This is a genomic window from Otoolea muris (assembly GCF_943193115.1).
GTDB classification, from domain to species: domain Bacteria; phylum Bacillota; class Clostridia; order Lachnospirales; family Lachnospiraceae; genus Otoolea; species Otoolea muris.
The window spans coordinates 26,108-41,773 of sequence record NZ_CALPCY010000017.1 but is presented as its reverse complement, the minus strand read 5'-3'; the positions used below and the strand labels follow the sequence as shown (position 1 = coordinate 41,773).

At 55.3% G+C, this 15,666-nt stretch carries 14 protein-coding genes, 2 tRNA genes and 2 pseudogenes; 13 read left to right on the top strand and 5 right to left on the bottom strand.

What is annotated here, in order from left to right:
- The first annotated feature begins 133 nt into the window (after window positions 1-133).
- From NFS31_RS12025 to NFS31_RS12015, 3 genes and pseudogenes are all read left to right on the top strand, one after another.
- Entirely contained in the window at window positions 134-787 is a 654-nt protein-coding gene (locus tag NFS31_RS12025) for a spore coat associated protein CotJA (RefSeq protein ID WP_251495291.1), read from the top strand.
- Window positions 787-1,035 (top strand): spore coat protein CotJB, encoded by a 249-nt coding sequence (locus NFS31_RS12020; RefSeq protein WP_251495288.1) that lies wholly within the window; start codon window positions 787-789, stop codon window positions 1,033-1,035. The genes NFS31_RS12025 and NFS31_RS12020 overlap by 1 nt, the downstream gene beginning before the upstream one ends.
- A 3-nt stretch (window positions 1,036-1,038) precedes the next feature.
- A pseudogene (locus NFS31_RS12015) lies at window positions 1,039-1,233 on the top strand (manganese catalase family protein); the annotation flags it as partial.
- A 34-nt stretch (window positions 1,234-1,267) separates the two neighbouring features.
- Here NFS31_RS12015 and NFS31_RS12010 read toward each other — a convergent pair.
- From NFS31_RS12010 to NFS31_RS27680, 4 genes are all read right to left on the bottom strand, one after another.
- Window positions 1,268-2,851: a recombinase family protein gene (locus tag NFS31_RS12010; protein WP_251495285.1), complete on the bottom strand. Its 1,584-nt coding sequence runs from the start codon at window positions 2,849-2,851 to the stop codon at window positions 1,268-1,270.
- On the bottom strand, window positions 2,848-3,036 hold the full coding sequence (locus NFS31_RS12005) for a hypothetical protein (RefSeq protein ID WP_251495282.1): 189 nt from the start codon (window positions 3,034-3,036) through the stop codon (window positions 2,848-2,850). Before NFS31_RS12005 ends, NFS31_RS12010 begins: the two co-directional genes overlap by 4 nt.
- 67 nt (window positions 3,037-3,103) lie before the next feature.
- Complete coding sequence (locus tag NFS31_RS12000; protein WP_251495279.1) at window positions 3,104-3,502, bottom strand: bacteriohemerythrin; 399 nt, start codon at window positions 3,500-3,502, stop codon at window positions 3,104-3,106.
- On the bottom strand, window positions 3,499-3,831 hold the full coding sequence (locus NFS31_RS27680; protein ID WP_416389458.1) for a DUF6783 domain-containing protein: 333 nt from the start codon (window positions 3,829-3,831) through the stop codon (window positions 3,499-3,501). The genes NFS31_RS12000 and NFS31_RS27680 overlap by 4 nt, the downstream gene beginning before the upstream one ends.
- Before the next feature lie 205 nt (window positions 3,832-4,036).
- Here NFS31_RS27680 and NFS31_RS11995 point away from each other — a divergent pair.
- Window positions 4,037-4,459, top strand: a pseudogene (locus NFS31_RS11995) (manganese catalase family protein); the annotation flags it as partial.
- 59 nt (window positions 4,460-4,518) lie between these two features.
- Window positions 4,519-5,235, top strand: a complete 717-nt coding sequence (locus NFS31_RS11990; RefSeq protein ID WP_251495276.1) for a hypothetical protein — start codon at window positions 4,519-4,521, stop codon at window positions 5,233-5,235.
- Between the two features lie 106 nt (window positions 5,236-5,341).
- On the opposite strand, the gene NFS31_RS11985 is transcribed toward NFS31_RS11990, so the two are convergent.
- Window positions 5,342-5,412, bottom strand: a tRNA-Gly gene (locus NFS31_RS11985).
- 124 nt (window positions 5,413-5,536) lie between these two features.
- Here NFS31_RS11985 and NFS31_RS11980 point away from each other — a divergent pair.
- The 8 genes from NFS31_RS11980 to asnA all read left to right on the top strand — a co-directional run bounded on the left by NFS31_RS11980 (window position 5,537) and on the right by asnA (window position 15,616).
- Window positions 5,537-5,610: transfer RNA gene (locus tag NFS31_RS11980), tRNA-Pro, on the top strand.
- A gap of 115 nt (window positions 5,611-5,725) precedes the next feature.
- Window positions 5,726-7,009 (top strand): O-acetylhomoserine aminocarboxypropyltransferase/cysteine synthase family protein, encoded by a 1,284-nt coding sequence (locus NFS31_RS11975; RefSeq protein ID WP_251495273.1) that lies wholly within the window; start codon window positions 5,726-5,728, stop codon window positions 7,007-7,009.
- Between the two features lie 98 nt (window positions 7,010-7,107).
- Window positions 7,108-8,649 carry a cardiolipin synthase gene (gene cls, locus NFS31_RS11970; RefSeq protein WP_251495270.1) on the top strand — a complete coding sequence of 514 codons (1,542 nt, stop codon included), beginning with the start codon at window positions 7,108-7,110 and terminating at the stop codon, window positions 8,647-8,649.
- Between the two features lie 107 nt (window positions 8,650-8,756).
- The gene (locus NFS31_RS11965) at window positions 8,757-9,290 is read left to right on the top strand and encodes a Holliday junction resolvase RecU (protein WP_251495267.1); all 534 of its coding nucleotides are present in this window, start codon (window positions 8,757-8,759) and stop codon (window positions 9,288-9,290) included.
- A gap of 167 nt (window positions 9,291-9,457) precedes the next feature.
- Window positions 9,458-12,088 (top strand): pyruvate, phosphate dikinase, encoded by a 2,631-nt coding sequence (gene ppdK / locus NFS31_RS11960; RefSeq protein ID WP_251495264.1) that lies wholly within the window; start codon window positions 9,458-9,460, stop codon window positions 12,086-12,088.
- Between the two features lie 110 nt (window positions 12,089-12,198).
- Window positions 12,199-13,215 carry a Fic family protein gene (locus NFS31_RS11955; RefSeq protein ID WP_251495261.1) on the top strand — a complete coding sequence of 339 codons (1,017 nt, stop codon included), beginning with the start codon at window positions 12,199-12,201 and terminating at the stop codon, window positions 13,213-13,215.
- Between the two features lie 105 nt (window positions 13,216-13,320).
- Window positions 13,321-14,337, top strand: coding sequence for a LacI family DNA-binding transcriptional regulator (locus NFS31_RS11950; protein ID WP_251495258.1), 1,017 nt, complete (start codon window positions 13,321-13,323; stop codon window positions 14,335-14,337).
- A gap of 268 nt (window positions 14,338-14,605) precedes the next feature.
- Complete coding sequence (asnA, locus tag NFS31_RS11945) at window positions 14,606-15,616, top strand: aspartate--ammonia ligase (RefSeq protein WP_251495255.1); 1,011 nt, start codon at window positions 14,606-14,608, stop codon at window positions 15,614-15,616.
- The last annotated feature ends 50 nt before the right edge of the window (window positions 15,617-15,666 follow it).

Genomic DNA, 15,666 nt, shown 5'->3' with positions numbered 1-15,666 from the left:
TTTGCCGCAGCCGGGCAGGAGAATAGCGTTTCTCCCTGCCCGACTGCTTTTTTGCCTGCTCCGGCCGGATCACGCGGCAGGGCGTTCTGACATAGTATAGAGTATAAGTCAGAAAGGAAAGGTAAATGTAATTATGAATGCTTCAAATTACATGTATTTCAACAGGATGGGATGCGCGGTTCCGGAACAGACGCTGCGCGGGCCCTTTGGTGCGCAGGCCGCGCCGTGCCGCCGCGAAATGCGCTGTGATATGCCGCCGGCCGGGATCCGTCCATGGCTGGAGCCGTCACAGGTGCAGATGACGGGGATTCAGCCGGAGCAGGCGCAGATGGCAGGGACTCAGCCGGAACAGGCGCAGATGACAGGAATCCGGCCGGAACAGGCGCAGGCAGCGAAAGCGCCGCGGCCCTGGACGGCCGGATTCCAGTCAGGGCAGGTGCAGATGACGGGAATTCAGCCCCCGCAGCAGCAGGCGGCCGAAGCGCAGCAGCAGCCGACCGCGATGCCGGATCCGCAGATGCGGTCATTCGCAGCGCAGCCCTCACAGATGGAGGGAATGTGCCTTGGTATGGGAGAGCGGATGTGCCCGGAGCCGGGGGGGATGCCGGAGGGCTGCTGCGGGGACGGGGATATGCCGTTTTGCGGCCTGGCAGAGCAGTTTCCGGTAGGAATGGGGTATGTTCCGATGCAGAGATGGCAGTCCACCTACTCTATGGAAGACGGATTCCGGCGCGGAACCATTTTCCCGGAGCTTGATCTGCCGTTCATGATGGGGAGGTGCATTTGATGAATGAAAGCATGATTATGAAACAGCTTAACGAGGCCAGCTTCGCAATGGATGATGTCCTTTTATACCTGGATACCCATCCGAACGACAGGGATGCGCTGAATTATTACCATCAGGCGGCCGCCATGAGGCGGGAGGCAATGGACGCGTATGAGGCCCTGTGCGGCCCTCTGATGGTGGATGCGGTGAAGAGCTTGGATGAATGGACATGGCTGACCGATCGGTGGCCGTGGGAAGGGGAGGCATAATCTATGTGGAGATATGAAAAACGCTTACAGTATCCGGTCAATATTACCCAGCCGAATCCGAAGATGGCACAGTTCATCATGAGCCAGTACGGCGGCCCGGATGGGGAGATAGGCGCTTCGATGCGCTATCTCTCCCAGCGGTATACCATGCCGTTTAAGGTGCAGAAGGGCCTCCTGACAGATATCGGTACAGAGGAGCCGGTGCGGCCGCCGGGCGGCGCTTTGTTACGCATTACGCGCCTGCGGGCGAGGCGTCTTCTCTGCGGAAAGACCATCTGACCGCAAGGTTCTTCAGCACGATTTCAATATGCCCCGGATCCCGGACCACGATTTGCTCGATGAGGTTTCGGTAAAACGGATCATCCTGCTCCCCGCCGGCGATCAGGCTCTGAATGAAAGACGGTATGCGCGCGCTTTCATCCTCCTGCAAGCGGCTGCGCCTGTGTCCGCTCTGTAACCGGTATTCAAGCCGTTCCCGCTCCTGCTCAAATTCCTCTGCCTTCTGAAGATATTCGCTTTTTTCGATGGCCTGTTCCAGATAAAGCTCAAGCAGCCGGGCCTTTTTTTGCGCCAGGATGTGAAGCAGCCGTCCGGCGTCATCGGGACAGAAGCCGGCCGGGGGACAGGCGGGCGCGGGCGCTGCCGTGTTCAGCGAGGCGTTTACGACCGAGATCAGCTCCGCGACCGCGGGATCCGTGTCCATGCCCAGGTAAGCCAGTATCTGTTGTATCATGGAGAGGATGGCCTCTTCCTTTAGCTGGAGATGGATATCGCAGCCGGAGTATTCCCCGTCGGGAGAGGGCTTTCGCGTGCCGTGGCGGACCGCCTCGCGGCAGCGCCACACCCGTTTTTTGGTCCCGTCCCGGCTTTTTCTCACGCGCGCCACAAAACGGGAGCCGCACAGGCCGCATTCGATTTTTCCGGAAAAGGCGTGGCAGCCGCTGTACCGGGCCTTTTGGCCGCAGGAGCGGCTGCGGCGCGCCAGCTCGCTCTGCGCCGCGTTAAAGACCTCGCGGCTGACGATCGGCTCGTGGTGATCCTGCAGCGCGACGAACGCCTCCCTGCCGCGGTTGTATTCCTTTTTGTGGGACAGGTAATCAGGGGTAAAGGTCTTTTTCTGGACGAGATCGCCGCAGTATTTTTCATTGCGCAGAATGCGCAGGATCGCGGTATGGCTCCAGCGGGCCGCACGCGACGGCGCAGGGATGCCGGCCTCCTCAAGCTCCCTGGCGATGACAGAGGATCCCTTTCCCTCATCCAGGAACTTGTAAAACACCGAGCGGACCACCGCAGCGCCGTCCTCATCGATGCGCAGGCGTCCGTTATGTACGTCATAGCCCAGCAGGCTGTGTCCGAAGACGACCCCCTGCTCCATGCGGCGGCGCTGGCCCCATTTAACCCGCTCGGAGGTTTTCCGGCTTTCCTCCTGCGCGATGGAGGACATGATGGTAAGCCTCAGCTCCGCGTCCGGCTCCAGGGTATTGATATGGTCATTCACAAAAAGAACCCCGATGCCAAGACGCTTGAGCTCTCTGGTGTACTGGAGCGTGTCTACCGTATTGCGCGCGAAGCGGCTGACCTCCTTTGTGATGATAAAATCAAAGGAGGCGGCCCTGGCATCCTCTATCATACGGTTAAAGGCGTCCCGGCCCCGCGTGCTGGTGCCGGAGATCCCCTCGTCCGCGTATACGTCAAACAATTCCCAATCCGGATTGCGCTCAATGCATTCCCTGAAATAGCGTTTCTGGCTCTCAAAGGAATTGGCCTGATCCTCCTTATCCGTGGACACCCGGCAATAAGCAGCAACGCGTTTCACAGGCCGCCCCGTTCCCGCCTGCTCAGTTCGCCCAAGCAGGCGCCGTACTGCTCCTGCGTCAGCATGGCGTGCGACAGCAGGGAAATAAGGATACTGCGCTGGAAATGGGATATAAACGCCCCGCGCTGCGCCTCTTTAAGCGCCGGCATTTCGGTAAAATCCGCTACAAAGCTCTGTGTCTGCATTGATAAAACCTCCCAAAACAGTGTATTTCGGGAGGCTTGTTGATTATACATGTATGCAGCAAAGCGCCTACGCCTGTTTTAAGAAAGCGCCCAGCTTCTTGTCTTCTGTGCGGATGTGAGTGATAAGGACGCCGATATGGCCGTTGAGCCTGCCCAGCTCCGCCACAGTGGGGCCGGCCGGCGATATACTCGATGTGATGTCGCGCAGCGTCTTCTTATACTGCGTGTGGAACGCCCTGTGCGGGACAATGCCGGGATAACGGCTCTGTTGCTGGAGCTGCTCCTCGTGTGAAAAGTGCTGCTCCACGTAGTTGTTGAGGAATTTGATTGTGGGCTCCATCGAAGCGCGGCCCTGCCCCTTGCTGCAGGCGTCAAGAAGCTGGTTGACGGCCTTGAGAAGATCGCGGTGCTCCTTGTCAATGATCGCGTTCCCTGTTTCGAGATCCTTTGTTAATTCATATCTCATGATTTGTTGCCTCCTGTAGGATAATTCTGCCAGAGCCCGGCCGGCAGGGCAGAACTCTGACGGTGGTTCACAATTTCCTTTATTTGGGAATCATTAAGGTGATTATACACAAAATATGGTATAATGTCCAGAGGGATTGCGGTGGTTTTGCCAGAGCGTGTTTGAAAATTGCTTTCTGGCAGCTGTGCGTGCCACTTTGTGGGAGATTTGGGCCAAATGAACGCGGCGCAGCGGGCTGCGTTAAGTGAATTTGGCCCAAATATACCGCGAAGTGGCGCGTGCAGATGCCAGGAATGAATTTTCAAACACGCTCTAGTACAGCATTGCATTAATTCGCGAGTAAACAGCACTCGCTATCCGCGCCCTCTGCACGCCTGCGAAGCTAGCCGTAGGCTCCACTACGCCGTCGCTTCGCAGACGCACAGATGACACGAATATCAAGCGCTTTTTACTCGCGAATTAATGCAACGCTGTACTAGGATTTGTTGCCACTGACAGGCAGTATTCCGCGAGGGCCATTTTGGTCCGTCTGCAGGTACGGAGGAGCTGGCCCACATGGAAATCGTGGCGGCGATTATCCAGCAGCTCACGCGGGGGCTGACCGCGGAGCAGATCGCAGAATCCGGCCTGGGCCCGTACTATATTGACCACACGGCCGGGATCTGGCCGCAGGCGGCGGGAGGGATCCCCTTTAATGCGTGTGAATTCCAGTCCAAGGGAGATGCGATAACGGATCTGTATGAGGATATGGCAGCAGAGCAGAAAGCAAGAAGCACATACGAAAATATCCTCCGCGTCGTAAAGGATCCGGATGTCTGCGATCCGATCCGCTATCTGAGAGAGCGGGAGATTGTCCATTTCCAGCGCTTTGGGGAAGCGATGCGCAATCTTCAGGATCAGCTCGACCGCAAGAACTTCTATGCCTTTAACGTGGAATTTGACAAGATGAGCCGCTGACCGGCCGCCGCTTTAGGCGCCGGGAGCTGCAGCGGCGTAAAACACAGGAGAATAAGTATATGGAATACAATGTGAAACTGTCCCGCCCGTATATCCGCATCCGCCGTCCGGATGGGATCTCCTTTGGCGGGAGCCAGGAATGGTTTGAGGAGAAGACGATCCGCGACTTCGGGTGCGGGCTTATAGGGGCGGCAGACGTATTATTATATGTAAGCCGCCCCGCGCAGGCGGGAGAGGAGAGCCGGAATGCGGCGTCCGGGGAAGAGGGGACGCCGGAAATCCCATATGAAGAGTATGGCCGGCATGTGGCGGCGCTTAAGCGGCATTTTCCCATCATCCCGGGATTTGGGATGCCGGGATGGTTTTTGTCTGTGGGCTTTAACATCATCTTCAGACGGCAGAAGAGCCCGTACCGGGCGAGATGGGGGATTCCGCACAGGCGGCTTTTCAGCTCCATTGCGGAAATGCTGAGGCAGGATATCCCGGTCATCCTGTCGGCGGGCCCCCATTTTCCCAGGTTCTGGGGAAAAGAGGGCCTGACCCTGTACCGCGAGGCCGCGGACAAGACCATGCTGCCCGCGGCGAAAACCAGGGCCCACTATGTCATCGTGACCGGCATGGCCGGCGAATGGATGCGGATTTCCTCGTGGGGGAGGATGTATTATATCCGGATCTCTGAATATGAGGAGTATGTGCGGCGCTATAGCTGCCCGCTTTTCAGCAATATCTGTTATATACGCTCCAGGGCCGCCGGGCAGGGGGGACAAATATCATGAACTTTTAAGGAAACTTAAAAGAAAACTAAGAGAAAACGTAAGGGAAAGCAGCCCATGGCAGTTTTCCCTCAAAAAAAGAATATTGTTTAAATTTAAAAATAAAAAAAGCAGATAACGGGAGTCGAACCCGCCTTTCCAGCTTGGGAAGCTAGCGTTCTACCGATGAACCATATCTGCACTGAAATACATTATATCACTAATCGGAAAAAAGTCAATGCTTTTTGAAAAGTTTTTCCAGAAAAATTATATTAAAAAACAGGTTGCATTTTTCGTTTTTTCTGTTATAATATGGTAGTGAACACGGGGTATGGCGTAGTTTGGTAGCGCGCTCGGCTGGGGGCCGAGAGGTCGCAGGTTCAAATCCTGTTACCCCGATGGAGAATCCCTTGATTTGATCGTGAATCAGGGGATTTTTTTATGCACACGGGCGTCCGTTCAGCAAAAAGATGCGCTGATGCGGCGCACACTATGGTCTACGAGGAGGTTTACCATGAGCAAAAAGCGTTCTATTGAGACGATCTGTATCCAGGGCGGCTGGCAGCCGGGGAACGGGGAGCCGAGGATACTGCCGATTTATCAGAGCACGACGTTTAAATATTCGACCAGCGAGCAGATGGGCCGTCTGTTTGATCTGGAGGAGAACGGGTATTTTTACACCAGGCTGGCCAACCCGACGAACGATACGGTGGCGGATAAGATCCGCGAGCTGGAGGGAGGCGCGGCGGCGATGCTGACCTCCTCGGGCCAGGCGGCGAATTTTTACGCGGTGTTTAACATCTGCAACGCGGGCGACCATTTTGTGTGCGCCTCGACACTGTACGGCGGCACCTCGAATCTCTTTGCGGTAACCATGAAAAAGATGGGGATAGACGTGACGCTGGTGGATCCGGACGCGCCGTCAGAGGAGATTGAGAAGGCGTTCCGCCCGAATACGAAGTGCGTGTTCGGCGAGTCGATCGCGAACCCGGCCCTGGTTGTGCTGGATATCGAGAAATTCGCGGATCTGGCCCACCGGCACGGCGTCCCGCTGATCATGGACAATACGTTTGCCACGCCGGTCAATTTGAGGCCGTTTGAGTGGGGCGCGGATATCGTGACGCATTCGACGACGAAATATATGGACGGGCACGCCATGACTGTGGGCGGCTGTATCGTGGACAGCGGAAATTTTGACTGGGAGGCCCACGCGGAGAAGTTTCCGGGCCTGACCACGCCGGACGACTCCTATCACGGGGTGATTTATACGAAGAAATTCGGAAAGGCGGCGTATATCACAAAGGCCACGGCGCAGGTGATGCGCGACCTGGGCTCGATCCAGGCGCCGCAGAATGCATTTCTCTTAAATATCGGCCTTGAGACGCTGCACCTGCGCATGCCGCGCCACTGTGAGAACGCGCTGAGGGTCGCAGGGTTTTTAAAGGGCAGGGAGGACGTGGCGTGGGTGAAATATCCCGGGCTGGAGGGCGATCCCTACTATGAGCTGGCCCGCAAATATATGCCAAACGGAACCTGCGGCGTGATTTCCTTTGGCTTAAAGGGCGGCAGGGAGGCGGCGGCCGCGTTTATGGATAAGCTTGGGCTGGCCGCGATCGTGACCCATGTGGCCGACGCACGCACCTGCGTGCTCCACCCGGCCAGCCATACGCACCGCCAGCTCACGGACGAACAGCTCGTGGAGGCCGGCGTGGATCCGGCGATGATCCGGCTGAGCGTGGGTATTGAGAACGCGGAGGATATTGTAGAGGACATCCGCCAGGCGCTGGAGCGTGTTTGAGATATGATCCGGGGCGGGAGGGCCGCTGGCGCTTCCGCCCCGTTTGAGGATGGCCCGGCAGGGAGGGAAGGACGATTAAAGGAGATCTGTTTAAAAAGATGAGGGGAGCGCTGCGCTTCCTGTTTGGCCGGACCATGTTCGGCGCTTTGTTTCTGCTGCTGCAGATCCTGTTTCTTCTGACTGCGTTTGACTGGCTGAAGGAGTATATGGTTTATCTGTTCGGGGGTTCGGCCGCGCTCAGCGTGGCTGTGCTGGTCTATATTATCAGCGATGAGGAAAACAGCAGCATCAAGCTGTCGTGGGTGGTTCCGATCCTTGTTATCCCCGTGTTTGGCACGCTGTTTTACCTGTTTTTGAAGCTGCAGCCCGGAACCTGGCTGATTAACCGCCGGATCGGGGAGCTTCAGGAGGAGACGGCCCCCCTTCTGCAGCAGGATCCGGAGACAGAGGCGTCATATAACCGTTTACATGCGGGCGGCGGCAATCTGGTCCGCTATATGAACCGCTATGGGAAGTACCCGATTTACAGCGGGACGAAGGCGCGGTATTTCCCGCTGGGGGATGACTTTTATCCGGCGCTCCTTTCGGAGCTCCAAAAAGCGGAAGCATTTATTTTCATGGAATATTTTATTGTGGAGCGGGGCGTGATGTGGGATTCGATCCTGGCGGTCCTGGAGGAAAAGGCCAGAGCGGGCGTGGAGGTCCGTTTTATGTACGACGGAATGTGCAGCCTGATGCTGCTGCCGTATTCCTATCCGCAGGAGCTTGAGAAAAAAGGGATCCGCTGCAAGATGTTTTCGCCCATAAAGCCGGCTCTGTCCAGCCATCAGAACAACCGCGATCACCGCAAAATCTGTGTGATTGACGGACATACGGCCTTTACGGGCGGCGTGAACCTGGCGGACGAGTACATCAACCGCCGGCCCCGCTTCGGCCACTGGAAGGATACGGCGGTGATGTTAAAGGGCCCCGCGGCCCAGAGCTTTACGATGATGTTTTTGCAGCTCTGGGGCGTGACGGAAAAAGAAAAAGAGGATTACAGCCGCTTCCTCTATCCCGGGGAAATGCCTTTACCGGACGAAGCGCCTGCTCCGGGATTTGTGATGCCCTACGCGGACAGCCCCCTGGACGGGGAAAATGTGGGGGAGCAGGTGTACTTAGATATCCTGGGCCATGCGAGGCGGTATGTCCATATCATGACGCCTTATCTGATTCTGGACGATATCACGCTGGCGGCCCTGAAATATGCGGCCAAGCGCGGGGTGGAGACGGTGATCATCATGCCCCATATCCCGGACAAGCTCTATGCCTATCTGCTGGCGAGGAGCTATTACGAAGAGCTTTTAAAGGCCGGGGTGCGGATCTTTGAGTATACGCCGGGCTTTGTGCATGCCAAGATGTTTGTGTGCGACGACGAGGAAGCCGTGGTGGGAACCATAAACCTGGATTTCAGGAGCTTATACCTGCACTTTGAGTGCGCCGCCTATTTCTGCCAGAGCCCTGTGGTCCCGGAGGTGGAGCGCGATATGCAGGAGACGCTTTTAAAATGTGAGGAGATCACGCTGGCCGCCTGCAGAAGCTACCCGTTCGTGAAACGCTTTGCCGGAAAGGCGCTGCGGCTGTTTGCGCCGCTGATGTAGGGGGCGCGGCGTACAGATGGCGGGCGGATGCATGCAGCGGCGGCCTGCCTGTATATTTGGCGCAGGGGCGCTGATTTTCAGATGCGCGCCGGGAGGATGGATGACACATGGGCACATGGAACAGCCGGGGCCTGCGCGGCTCCACGCTGGAGGATATGATCAACCACAGCAACGAGGTCTACCGGGAGCGGAAGCTGGCCCTGATCCAGAAGGTTCCCACCCCGATCACCCCGATTGCGATTGACAAAGAGACAAGGCACATCACGCTGGCCTACTTTGACCAGAAGAGCACGGTGGACTACATCGGGGCCGTCCAGGGGATCCCGGTGTGCTTTGACGCAAAGGAATGCGCCGCAGCCACCTTCCCGCTCCAGAACGTCCACGCACATCAGGTGCGTTTTATGAAGGAATTTGAAGAGCAGGGGGGGATCGCCTTTATCGTGCTGCACTGGACGGCAAAGGACGAGATCTACTATATCCCGTTTGATGAGCTCTGCGGCTTCTGGGAGCGCATGGAGAGCGGGGGGAGGAAGAGCTTTACATACGACGAGATGGACCGCTCTTGGAGGATTGGGCGGCAGCGGGATGTGCTGGTTCATTACCTGGAGATGATTCAGAGGGATTTGGAGCGGAGGCCATGATTCACATGTCCCGTAAAAATTTGGAAATAATTCAATAAAACCCCTTTACTCCCCAACAGTTTATGTTATAATATTCACGATGAACAGCTTCCGCCCAACATACATTGAAAGCTGTCCGTCAAAGTTTGCAAACGGAAACATAATGAACATTAGGAGGAAGAAAACGTATGGCAAAATGGGTTTATAAGTTCGAGGAAGGCAGCGCGGCGATGAGAAACCTTCTCGGCGGCAAGGGCTGCAACCTGGCTGAGATGACGAACCTGGGCATGCCGATTCCGCAGGGCTTTACAGTGACGACAGAAGCCTGCACGGAATACTACAACAGCGGCAAGCAGATCACAGAGGAGATTCAGAGCCAGATTTTTGAGGCATTGACCTGGTTAGAGGGTGTAAACGGAAAGAAATTCGGCGATACCGAGGATCCGCTTCTGGTATCTGTCCGCTCCGGCGCGCGCGCATCCATGCCCGGCATGATGGACACGATCTTAAACCTTGGCTTAAACGACGTTGCTGTGGAAGGCTTTGCAAAGAAGACGGGAAATCCGAGATTTGCATATGATTCCTACAGAAGATTTATCCAGATGTACTCCGACGTGGTAATGGAAGTTCCGAAGTCCTATTTTGAGAAGATCATCGATGAGATGAAAGAGGCCAAGGGTGTACATTTCGACACGGAGCTGACAGCGGAGGATTTGAAGGAGCTTGCGCAGAAGTTCAAGGCTGTATATAAGGAAGCCATGAACGGCGAGGATTTCCCGCAGGAGCCGAAGGATCAGCTGATGGGCGCTGTGAAGGCCGTGTTCCGTTCCTGGGACAACCCGCGCGCCATTGTTTACCGCCGTATGAACGATATTCCGGGCGACTGGGGTACTGCTGTAAATGTTCAGACCATGGTATTCGGCAATAAGGGCGAGACCTCCGGCACAGGCGTTGCCTTCACGCGCAACCCCTCCACCGGCGCGAAGGGAATCTTCGGCGAATACTTAATCAATGCACAGGGCGAGGACGTGGTTGCCGGCGTGCGCACACCGCAGCCGATCAGCCAGCTTGAGAAGGATCTTCCGGAGTGCTACGCACAGTTCATGGATCTGGCCATGAAGCTGGAGAACCATTTCCGCGACATGCAGGACATGGAGTTTACGATTGAGGAAGGAAAGCTCTATTTCTTACAGACCCGTAACGGCAAGAGAACGGCTCCGGCCGCGATTCAGATTGCCTGCGATCTGGTAGACGAAGGAAAGATCACGCCGCAGGAGGCCGTATGCAGGATCGAGGCGAAGTCTCTGGATCAGCTTCTGCACCCGACCTTTGATCCCGAAGCCTTAAAGGCCGGCGAAGTGATTGGACAGGCCCTTCCGGCTTCCCCGGGCGCGGCCGCAGGAAAAGTCTGCTTCACAGCAGAGGAAGCCAAAGAGGCTGGTATCGGCGGCAAGGGCGAGAGAGTGATCCTGGTTCGTCTGGAGACCTCCCCGGAGGATATCGAGGGCATGCACGCATCCCAGGGTATCTTAACTGTACGCGGCGGCATGACTTCCCACGCGGCCGTTGTAGCGCGCGGCATGGGCACCTGCTGTGTATCCGGCTGCGGCGATATCAAGATTGACGAGGAGGCAAAGGAGTTCTCACTGGGCGGATACACCTTCCACGAGGGCGACTACATTTCCTTAGACGGCACGACCGGTAAGATTTACAAGGGCGACATCCGCACCCAGGAAGCTTCCGTAGGCGGAAACTTCAAGAGAATCATGGACTGGGCGGACAGCTTCAGGACCTTAAAGGTGCGCACCAATGCCGACACGCCGGCTGACACGGCCAACGCGGTCAAGCTGGGCGCAGAGGGCATCGGCCTTTGCCGTACAGAGCATATGTTCTTTGACGCAGACCGTATCCCGAAGATCCGCAAGATGATCCTTTCCGACACGGTAGAGCAGAGAGAAGAGGCATTAAACGAGCTGATCCCCTTCCAGAAAGGCGATTTCAAGGCCATGTACAAGGCGCTTGAGGGCCGGCCGATGACCGTCCGCTACTTAGATCCGCCGCTGCACGAGTTCGTGCCCCACACGGAAGAGGAGATGGCGGAGCTGGCCTCCGACATGGGCCTCAAGTTAGAGGATGTAAAGAAGAAATGCGACGACTTACACGAGTTTAACCCCATGATGGGACACCGCGGCTGCCGTCTGGCTGTCACTTATCCGGAGATTGCCAAGATGCAGACAAGAGCCGTTATGGAAGCCGCCATCGAGGTGAAGGAAGAGTGCGGCTACGACATCATTCCTGAGATCATGATCCCGCTGGTAGGCGAGAAGAAAGAGCTCAAGTACGTGAAAGATGTTGTGGTAGAGGTTGCAGAGCAGGTTAAGAAGGAAAAGAACTCTGATATGCAGTACCATATCGGCACCATGATCGAGATCCCGCGCGCGGCCCTGACCGCAGGCGCGATCGCAGAGGAGGCGGAATTCTTCTCCTTTGGTACCAATGACTTAACTCAGATGACCTTTGGCTTCTCCCGCGACGACTCCGGCAAGTTCCTGGATTCCTACTACAAGGCCAAGATCTACGAGTCTGATCCGTTCGCAAGGCTTGACCAGACCGGCGTAGGCCAGTTGGTAGAGATGGCGGTTAAGAACGGACGCGCGACCCGCGCTGACTTAAAGTGCGGTATCTGCGGCGAGCACGGCGGCGATCCGTCTTCCGTGGAGTTCTGCCATAAGGTGGGCCTTAACTACGTATCCTGCTCACCGTTCCGCGTGCCGATCGCACGGCTGGCGGCGGCGCAGGCGGCGCTTAACAACGCATAAAACAGAATAAAAGGGTTTAAGGTCAAAACATTTAAGCCTGTATAAGCCAAAAGGGAAGTGAGAAATTACTTCCCTTTTGCGCATCTTTTGAAGACAAATTAAGAGGATAAATGATGAGACATATATCTGACTTAAAGGGAATGAATGGCATTCCCTTATATTTTGATGACAGGAAGCTGAATGAAAAATTTGTACGCTGCAAGAATTGTCTGGAAAACAGCGCAGGCTATGATTTGAATGCGGATACGGTTCTTTTAGATTCCTTTCACTCCGCCACAATCGAAGGGGCCAGGACAACGATTGAAAATGTGAAACTTGCGATCCATGCCCCGAAGAACAAGAGCGATAGGATGGTGGTAAATAATATGAAAGCTCTTGATAAAGTGTATTCCGGCTTTTGTATCAGTGACGGCAGCATTCGGGAGCTGTGGGATGTTGTGGTCGATCAGGTATGTGAAAATAAACGCGTAATCGGCAGTAAATACCGCAGTGGGGAGGTTTCTGTTTCCTCTCTGGAAAGAGTGGTCCATACGCCGCCGGTTCATACGGAAATCGGTTCTTATATGTCAAGTTTATTTCAATTTATAGATAAGGCTGTGCTGGACGGCTTATATAAAGGTATCATCGCACATTTTTATCTTGTATATATTCATCCCTTTTGCGACGGAAACGGAAGACTTGCCAGAATTCTGCAGAATTATTGTTTCTATACAGGAGGATATGAGGGCGTCAGAAAAATCCGCATTTCACAGGCTGTCAACATGCATTTAGGCGGCTATTATAAGGCTCTGGAAAACGTGGAAAAGCCGGTTGTTTCAGAGGATCGCCTGATGCTTGATTTGACATTGTTTATTGATTATATGTTTGACAGAATTATGGAAGCCTGTAATCGGTCAGAAAAAAAACAGTATGATTTAAGTGAGCCGGAGAAAAAGCTGCTGGCCAGAATGTCAAAGCGGGGGATAGGGGCGGAAATAACGGCAGTCAATGCCGCCTCTTTAATGGCTGTCAGTCCGGAAAAGGCGGAGACAATACTAAATGAATTGGCACAAAAACAATATTTGTTTAAGACAGAATCTAAAGGGAAGCATAAGAGCATTTATAAATTGCGGATTCTTATTTCATAGCATATAAATATGGATTTCACACAATGAAAAAAACATTTCCATCCTCCCGTCTCTGTGCTATAATGTGAAATGGATTTCATTACGGATTTTAAAGGAGAAATATGCATGAACATAGCAGAGATCGCAGAGATGGCGGGCGTGTCCAGGGCGGCCGTTTCACGTTATTTCAATCATGGATACATCTCAGAGGAAAAGAGCGAGGCGATCCGCAAAGTAGTGGAAAAGACCGGCTACCGCCCCTCGGTCCAGGCCCAGACGCTGAGGACCAGGAAGACGAAGATGATCGGCGTCATCGCGCCCAAGGTGGCTTCCGCCTCCATCGGGAGGATGGTGGAAGGGCTGATCGCGGCGCTGAACGAAAACGGCTACCAGATGCTTTTGGCAGTCACGCAGAATGATCCGAAGAGGGAGCTCGAATATCTGCAGGCATTTCATGAAAAACAGGTGGACGGCGTAATCTTCAGCGCGACGATCCTGACGCCGGAGCATAAGCGGATCTTAAAAAAGCTGCCTGTACCGCTCGTGATCGTGGGACAGCATTTAAGCGGCTCCTGCTGCGTATACCATGACGATTACCATGCCTGCTACGATCTCACAAAATTCCTCCTGGAGCATGGGAGACGGAGGCTGGGCTACATCAGCGCCATCCGGGAGGATCAGGCGGCCGGCGCGGAGCGCTGCCGCGGCTTTCAGGATGCCGCGCGCGATCTGGGCCGCGGGGATCTCGCGGATAACACGGTGACAGCCGCGTTCTCCGTCGCCTCCGGCTACGAAAAGACCGGGGAGCTTCTGGGGCGCTGCGAAGCCCTGGACGGCATTATCTGCGCCACAGATACCATGGCTGTGGGCTGCATGCAGTATCTTCGCGAGCGCCATATCCGCATTCCGGATCAGATCATCGTAGCCGGGCACGGCGACTCGGAGCTCTCGCGGGTCACAGCTCCCCCCCTGCTTACCGTCCATTACTCCTATGAAAAGGCCGGAACGCTTGCGGTCCAGATGCTGATGGAACGTCTGTCAGGAGAACGGGCCGCGCTGAGGGAGGTAAAGCTGGGCTGCTACATCGCCAACATCCCGGTGGGCATGCGGGACAGTAACTGCGGGGTTACTGTTCACGGGTAGTATTCCGCGAGGCGTTTTTTGTGAGCGAAGGTCACAGAAAACCCGAGGGCAGCAGGCGCCAAAATGGGCAATCTGCCCATTTTGTGCGCATCATGCTGCTGTGAACGGCCGTGAACAGTAACCCTGCGGGTAAGATTACAGAACCTGCCCCTGCAAGGGGTTGCAATCCGTTAAAATTATGCTATAATCTCGACAGGGCATATACGGTCATAAAAACTGCCGCTATCGCTATACATGAACTATATTTTAAAGAAAGAGTGTGAAAACAATGGAGCATCTTAAAGTGCCAACGGGTTACGAGCCGGCGATTGATCTGAGGGAGACGCAGATCGCGATCAAAATCATCAAGGACTTTTTCCAGAGGGAGCTGGCAAAGCAGCTTCATCTGACGCGCGTTTCCGCGCCTCTGATCGTCCTTCCGGAGACGGGGCTGAATGATAATTTAAACGGCGTGGAGCGCCCGGTGAAGTTCGGTATCCGGGAGCAGGGGGACCGCGAGGCGGAGATCGTGCATTCCCTGGCCAAATGGAAGAGAAAGGCGTTAAAGGAGTACGGTTTTGCGCCCGGCGAGGGGCTTTATACAGATATGAGCGCGATCCGGCGGGATGAAGATACGGACAACATCCACTCCATCTATGTGGATCAGTGGGACTGGGAGAAGGTAATCAAAAGGGAAGAGAGAAACCGCGGTACGCTGGAGCTGATTGTGAAGGCGGTTTACAAGGCCCTGAAGGTGACCGAGGACTACATGGCGTACGAATATGAGTACATAGGGCGCTGCCTTCCGGATCACATTGAGTTTATCACCACGCAGGAGCTGGAGGACCGCTATCCGGACTGCGCGCCCAAGGAGAGGGAATACCGGATTGCAAAGCTTCACGGGGCGGTGTTCATCGAGCAGATCGGCGATACGCTTAAATCCGGGGAAAAGCACGACGGCCGCGCGCCGGACTATGACGACTGGAGCTTAAACGGAGATATCATCGTCTATTACCCGGTGCTGGATATCGCGCTGGAGCTCTCGTCCATGGGGATCCGGGTGGATGAGGAGGCGCTGAAAAGCCAGCTTAAAAAGGCCGGCTGCGAGGAGAGGGCAGAGCTTCCGTTCCAGAAGGCGCTGTTAAACGGGGAGCTTCCCTGCACGGTGGGAGGCGGCATCGGGCAGTCGCGCATCTGTATGTTTTTCCTGCGCAAGGCGCACATCGGCGAGGTGCAGGCTTCGATCTGGCCGGACGGGATCCGCGCGGAGGCGGAGGCGAACCATATCCATCTGCTGTAAGGGAAAAGACGTAACCGTTCGGGCTCATCTGAGCAGTTGCGAACGGCTGC

Bases quoted from the DNA above. Each gene is read 5' to 3' on its own strand.
- NFS31_RS12025 (WP_251495291.1), top strand. From the start codon at position 134: ATGAATGCTTCAAATTACATGTATTTCAACAGGATGGGATGCGCGGTT.
- NFS31_RS12020 (WP_251495288.1), top strand. From the start codon at position 787: ATGAATGAAAGCATGATTATGAAACAGCTTAACGAGGCCAGCTTCGCA.
- NFS31_RS12005 (WP_251495282.1), bottom strand. From the start codon at position 3,036: ATGCAGACACAGAGCTTTGTAGCGGATTTTACCGAAATGCCGGCGCTT.
- NFS31_RS12000 (WP_251495279.1), bottom strand. From the start codon at position 3,502: ATGAGATATGAATTAACAAAGGATCTCGAAACAGGGAACGCGATCATT.
- NFS31_RS27680 (WP_416389458.1), bottom strand. From the start codon at position 3,831: ATGCAATGCTGTACTAGAGCGTGTTTGAAAATTCATTCCTGGCATCTG.
- NFS31_RS11990 (WP_251495276.1), top strand. From the start codon at position 4,519: ATGGAATACAATGTGAAACTGTCCCGCCCGTATATCCGCATCCGCCGT.
- NFS31_RS11975 (WP_251495273.1), top strand. From the start codon at position 5,726: ATGAGCAAAAAGCGTTCTATTGAGACGATCTGTATCCAGGGCGGCTGG.
- cls (WP_251495270.1), top strand. From the start codon at position 7,108: ATGAGGGGAGCGCTGCGCTTCCTGTTTGGCCGGACCATGTTCGGCGCT.
- NFS31_RS11965 (WP_251495267.1), top strand. From the start codon at position 8,757: ATGGGCACATGGAACAGCCGGGGCCTGCGCGGCTCCACGCTGGAGGAT.
- ppdK (WP_251495264.1), top strand. From the start codon at position 9,458: ATGGCAAAATGGGTTTATAAGTTCGAGGAAGGCAGCGCGGCGATGAGA.
- NFS31_RS11955 (WP_251495261.1), top strand. From the start codon at position 12,199: ATGATGAGACATATATCTGACTTAAAGGGAATGAATGGCATTCCCTTA.
- NFS31_RS11950 (WP_251495258.1), top strand. From the start codon at position 13,321: ATGAACATAGCAGAGATCGCAGAGATGGCGGGCGTGTCCAGGGCGGCC.
- asnA (WP_251495255.1), top strand. From the start codon at position 14,606: ATGGAGCATCTTAAAGTGCCAACGGGTTACGAGCCGGCGATTGATCTG.